Here is a 6438-nt window from a genome sequence, read left to right as displayed (position 1 = left end):
AGCGACTTCCAGCTCGCCGAAGGCAAGAGTGATCAGCCACTGCTGGTCAGCGGCCATTTCCTCGCCCTGACCGAACATCCGAAAGCCAAATGGAACGACCTGTGGCTGCTCACCGAAATCCTGCACGAAGGCAAGCAGCCGCAAGTGCTCGAGGAGTCGGTGACCAGCGACACCACCGCGCTGAAAGACGATTTCCATCAGGGTTATCGCAACCGCTTCCAGGCCACGCCATGGGACGTACCCAACCGCCCGCCGCTGCGCCACCCGAAACCACGCATCCTCGGCAGCCAGAGCGCCGTAGTTACCGGCCCGAAAGGAGAAGAAATCCACTGCGACGAATACGGCCGCGTCAAAGTCCAGTTTCACTGGGACCGCGAAGGCCAGGCCGACGACAAGACCAGTTGCTGGCTGCGCGTCTCCTCCGCCTGGGCAGGCGCCCAGTACGGCGGCATCGCCATCCCGCGCATTGGCATGGAAGTGCTCGTCACGTTCCTTGAAGGCGACCCCGATCAACCGCTGATCAGCGGTTGCTTGTACCACAAAGAAAACACCGTCCCCTATCCACTGCCGGCGAACAAGACCCGCAGCACTTTCAAGACCCTGAGTTCCATGGGTGGTGGCGGCTACAACGAACTGCGCATCGAAGACAAAAAAGGTCAGGAACAGATTTACCTGCACGCCCAGCGCGACTGGGACGAAAACATCGAGCACGACCAGAAAATCCGCGTCGGCAACGAACGCCACGACACCGTCGAACAGAACAGCTACACCGAGTTCAAAGCCGAAGAACACCACACCGTCTACGCCGACCGCAAAGTCGAAACCCGCGCCAACGACCACCTCACCGTCGGCGTGAACCAGCACATCAAGATCGGCATCGGCCAGTTCATCGACGCCGGCCAGGAAATCCACCTGAGCAGCGGCATGAAAGTGGTGATGGAGGCTGGTGCGGAACTCACGCTGATCGGCGGCGGCAGCTTCATCAAGATCGACGCTGGTGGCGTGACCATGAGTGGGCCGGTGATCAACATGAACTCCGGCGGCAGCCCCGGCGTTGGTACGGGCGCCGCGCCATTGATGCCCGGCGTGCTGAAACAGGCGGATGCCGACAAGGCTGGCCAGGTCCTGACCCCGGCGCAAATCAACACCCTAAAACGTAACGCGCCGTTCTGTGAAGAATGCGAAAAATGCAAGGCAGGTGCCTGTGCCATCTGAACCAATCTCCCCCAAGGACTGGCTGGCGCAACAGCCGCTGCAAAGCGGCGAGCGCCTGTACCTGATCGTCAGCGCCGCCAGCGATGCCGACGCCCTGAAAACCCTGTACCTCACCGAACCCACCGCCCAGCTCATCCCGATCTGGGGCGGCACGCCCTACTCCACCTGGCAACCGGTGATGCCCTACCTCACCGAACTCAAAGCCAACTCCGCCTTCCTGCCATGGATCGCCGAAACCGACGCCCTCGACTGGGGCTGGCTGGCGGTATCGCGTTCAGAACCGAACGAAGTGTTCGAGCATCTGCGCAGCCTGACGCAGGTGAAAATGCCGGATGGCACCGAGGTGTTTTTCCGGTTTTGGGATGGGCGGCATATTCATCCGATTTTGCGGGGGCTTGGGGAGAAGGCTGGTGAAGTGCTGCCGGTGTTTGAGCGGTATCTGATCAATGGGCAGGCGCTGGAAGTGGGCACGCGGGTGGTGCCGAAGGTCAAGGACTGGCCGTGGTGGGAGGTGCCGAAGGGGTTGTTGGAAGAATTGATGGCAGAAAATCCATCAACCGTTATCGGCAACATGATGCAGTGGTTGCAGGAGGAACACGCCGATCTGTATTTCTCCTTTCCCGAATCGAACCTGAAACAAAAAGTGGCGCGCTTTGTTAAACGCACGCCACTCACGGAAGAAAACTTTACCGGGCTGTTGAAGGCCTATCTGGAAAAAGAGGTGGTGGTATGAGCGTTTTAATGGGCGGGATCGTTGGCGGTCTCACAGCAAAACAACCCGATGCTCAGGCCATCATCAACGACTTCAAGAAGTGCCTGAAGGATTACCGCGAGCATGCCGAAGCCTGGTACGGCGGCATTCTGGATGCGGAGCAGCAATTCAAAGTCGGTGACGAAGTTGGCACGGCTGACAAGGACAGCAAGAAGGAAAATACCCTTTATGCCAACTGTCCTGCGAACGGCAAGCTGGTGCTGATCCATAGTTTCGAGTCCGCGCGCTTTGTGCCGATCGGCAATACGCCAGTTCAACTGACACCGGTCGTCAATGCCCGCTTCATCGGCAAAAACGAAGTTGGCCCGACCATCAATAAAACCATTGACGCATCAGGGATTCTTGAAGTCTCAGGCCTTACTCCCAATCAGCAGTACAAAATCACCTTCTTCCCGAATCCTACGCGTGCCCAGATCGACAGTTTGTTCAATTCCTACCAAGGCGTGATCGGCGAGTTGGGCGGCTGGCTACAAACCGAATGGAGCACCAGCTTCCTCCCGCTCTGGCAAGCTCACACCGATGCCTCCCTTGGAGGTCGCGCCTTGCAGGAGCTGGAAGCGGCTTGGGAAGGGTTCATGAAAGCGATTATGGGATTGTGGGGCGATATCAAAAGTCTCTACGACCTCATCGCCCATCCTCGCGAAAACTACGAGAAGCTGAAAAACTTTTTCACTGAAGAACAGATCAAGAAAATTTACGACGCCTCTGCCGACGCTATTCACACTGCTTTATTGATCGCGAGCGATGAGCCGTTGATGTGGATATACGTCGCGGCCATCGTGGCCTGGGTGAAAATGCTGCCGCCGCAGACTTGTACCGAAGTGCTGGCGCAAATGTCGACAGAGTTCCTGCTCAACATTTTGATCGGCGTTGTCTTGACTGGTGGTCTTGGCTTGGCCGTACGCGTGGGTACAAAAGCCGTCAAAGGGGTACAAAGCAGCGGCAAAGTCATAAAGCTGATTGAAGACTTCACCGGCATGTTGATGAAAGTCAGCAAGTCCAAAGCGACGCCCCATACCGAAGCATCGAAGCCGTTGCTACTCAATGGTGATTCGAAATTCAATCCGGCACGCAAAGCGGATGTTCAGATCGCCGCTCCCAAACCTGCCGAAACCGCGACAGCTCCGAAGAGCAAGCCACCGATCACTGGCGGAAAAGCGGAATCCGATGCGCAGATTCAAACCCGTAAAAAAGATGAGCCAGCCTCACGGATCGAGCAGGTAGAGGCCGTCGACAACGCCCCCGAACAGCCGAAGAACCCAGCGAAAAAACCAGCACAATGCGTCGACGACACATGCTCAGACGGCGAACCAGTATCGATGGTGACCGGTGAAGAGTTACTGACGCTCACCGATGGGGAACTGGGTGGCCTGCTGCCTTTTGAGTGGACACGCCTATACCGAAGCAGTGCAGTCGAAATTGATAGCCGCCTCGGCTATGGCTGGAGTCATTCACTGTCTCATCGCTTGCAGATCGACGATGAGGGTGTGCTGTGGACGGACAACGAGAACCGGCAAACCCGTTTCCCGATGCCCACGGAACAGCGGCCGGCCATCACTAACAGTCTGGCTCAGGCAGCAATTTATCTAGGCAATGAACCCGGCGAACTCATTTTGACCCAGGCCGGGGCAAAAACACGCTTTTACCATTTCCGTGCCGGTCGACTGACCGCGATCAGCGATGCGTACGAAAATCGTCTGCACATCAGTTATGACTTCGTTGATCGTATCCAGCGCATAGATAACGGCGCAGGGCGCGCCCTTTTTCTGCGCTACGAAGACAGACACATCGTTGCTGTCGACCAACAGCAACAACGCCCCGAATACAATGAACGCGGCGAACGCCAAGACCCATGGCTGACGATTCATACCCTCGTCACCTACCGATACAACGCACTCAATCAACTGGTTTCTTCCACCAATGCGATGGGCGAAACCGAGCATTACCGCTACAACGATCAGCACGTCATCCTTGAGCGACAAATGGCCGGAGGGGCTAGCTTCTTCTGGGAGTGGGAGCGTGAAGGCAAGCTGTCCCGATGCGTACGTCATTGGGCCAATTACGCGCAGATGGAAGCACGTTACGAGTGGGATGATAAAGGCTCGGTCATTGTTCATAACGCTGACGGCAGTGAGCTGGTCTATGTGCATGACGAAAATGCACGCCTGGTCAGTGAGACCGCACCCGACGGTGGTGAGACGCAGAACGCTTATGACGATAACGGCCGATTGATCGCCGTTAAAGACCCGATGGGAGCGATCACCGAGTATCAGTACAGCGATGCCGGACGCTTGATTGCGGTGATCCCCCCGGAAGGTGTTCCGACGCGTTACAACTACTTCAACGGTCAACTTATTGATGTCCAGCGCGGCAAGGCCCGCTGGAAATACGAACGCAACCGCCAGGGCGATATTACCCAACAAACCGATCCTGACGGCAACGAGACCTTCTACAGCTATGACCGTCAGGGACGCTTGCTTGAGATCCGCCACCCCGACGGCAGTCGTCATCAACTGGGCTGGAACAACCTCGGCCAATTGCTGGAAGAACGCCTGCCGGACGGCGGTCAACGAAAATACCGCTACGATGCCCTCGGCCGGCAAATCACTCGCCAGGACGAATTCGGCGCGATCACCCAATATCAATGGGACGCCGTCGACCGCCTCACTCAGGTCACCCTGCCCGGCGGCGCCACACGTGCGTTTACCTACAACCCGTATGGCCGCGTCATCGCCGAACGCGACGAGCTCGGCCGGATCACCCGCTACGAATACGCCGACAACCTGCATCTGGTCAGCCGCCGCATCAACCCCGACGGCAGCCAACTGCGCTACCGCTACGACAACTCGCAACTCAACCTCACCGAGATCGAAAACGAGCGCGGCGAACGCTACCAACTCGATTACTACCCGAACGGCCTGATCCAGCAGGAAACCGGTTTCGATGGTCGACGCACCGCGTATGAGTACGACCTCAACGGCCAACTGCTGAAGAAAACCGAGTTCGGTGACGACGGTAGTGAACTGGTTACCGAATACCAGCGCGATGCCGCAGGCCGTTTGCTGGTCAAGACGCTGCCCGATGGCGAAGAGATTCATTACAGCTACGACGCACTCGGTCGCCTGGTAAACGTCGACGACGGCCATTGGCCGCTCGCTTATGAATACGACGTGCAAGATCGCTTGATCACCGAACATCAGGGCTGGGGCACCACGCGTTACGCTTACGACAAAGTCGGTCAGCTCAGCCACTGCCGTCTGCCCGATGGCTGCACGCTCGATTACCGTCATTTGTCCGGTGGACGGCTGAACAGCATCGACCTCAACGGCTCTCGCCTGACCAGCCACCAGTTCAACGCCGGTCGCGAGCAACAACGCCAACAAGGCTTGCTGCTTAGCCAATACCAATACGATGAACAGGGCCGACTAAAGGCCCACAGCGTCAGCCAACGGGACAAGCACCTGTTCCAGCGTCGCTACAACTACGATGCCAACGGCAACCTCGCCGGTATTAACGACAGCCGCAAAGGCAACCGCAGCTATCACTACGATCCACTCGACCGACTGATCAGCGTACGCGGCGCCATGCCAGAGAGCTTCGCTCACGACCCGGCAGGCAACCTCCTCGGACAAAATGACCTGCCCGTTGCGAACCTCGCAAACGTCAAAGGCAACCGCCTACTGATGCAAGGCGACCGCCATTACGATTACGACGCCTACGGCAACTTGATCCGCGAGCGTCGCGGAACCGGCCAAAAGCTCGTCACCGAATACCGCTACGACTGCCAACACCGCCTGATCGGCGTCAGCCTGCCGGGTGGCAGCACTGCAACCTACAAATACGACGCCTTCGGTCGCCGCTTCGAAAAAACCGTCGACGGCCACACCACTGAATTCCTCTGGCAAGGCGAGCGATTGATCGCCGAAAGCGCAGAAAATCGCTATCGCAGCTACATCTACGAGCCGGGCAGCTTCCGCCCGTTGGCGATGCTCGACGGCGAAGGCCCGCTAAAAGCGGCCCCGTTCTATTACCAACTCGACCACCTCGGCACACCGCAGGAACTCACCGACTACAGCGGCGAAATCATGTGGTCGGCAAAATACCGCGCCTACGGCAACCTCGCGGCGCTGGATGTCAGCGAAATTGATAACCCGTTGCGCTTCCAGGGTCAGTATTTCGACGCCGAGACAGGCTTACATTACAACCGCCACCGCTACTACAATCCGGGAACTGGACGGTTCTTGACGCCTGATCCGATCAAGCTTGCGGGTGGTTTGAATAGCTACCAATACGTGCCTAACCCTACGGGGTGGGTGGATCCGTTGGGGCTGGTGTGTAAACAGACAAACGGTGCCACTCCGAAAAAGCCTCCGCAAAAAACGACCCCGCCCGAGGTTGGCGAGACACTTAATTTTGAGCATTTCGAGCAAGCTCGCAATAAGGCACTTGAA

Annotated in this window: 3 protein-coding genes; all 3 read left to right on the top strand. The window is 57.5% G+C overall.

What is annotated here, in order from left to right; translation table 11 throughout:
* Positions 1–1215: type VI secretion system tip protein TssI/VgrG (gene tssI / locus V8J63_RS26035; protein WP_336464851.1), on the top strand; the 1215-nt coding region annotated here is incomplete at its 5' end.
* Positions 1205–1948 carry a DUF4123 domain-containing protein gene (locus V8J63_RS26030; protein WP_130901551.1) on the top strand — a complete coding sequence of 248 codons (744 nt, stop codon included), beginning with the start codon at positions 1205–1207 and terminating at the stop codon, positions 1946–1948. The genes tssI and V8J63_RS26030, both read left to right, overlap by 11 nt.
* Positions 1945–6438 (top strand): RHS repeat-associated core domain-containing protein (locus V8J63_RS26025; RefSeq protein ID WP_336464850.1); only part of this gene is annotated, 4494 nt, incomplete at its 3' end. The genes V8J63_RS26030 and V8J63_RS26025, both read left to right, overlap by 4 nt.

Origin of the sequence: Pseudomonas sp. CCNWLW23, assembly GCF_037095675.1 — a bacterium.
GTDB lineage: Bacteria > Pseudomonadota > Gammaproteobacteria > Pseudomonadales > Pseudomonadaceae > Aquipseudomonas > Aquipseudomonas atacamensis.
The sequence above is the reverse complement of the archived record's forward strand: the minus strand, read 5'-3'. Positions and strand labels throughout refer to the sequence as shown.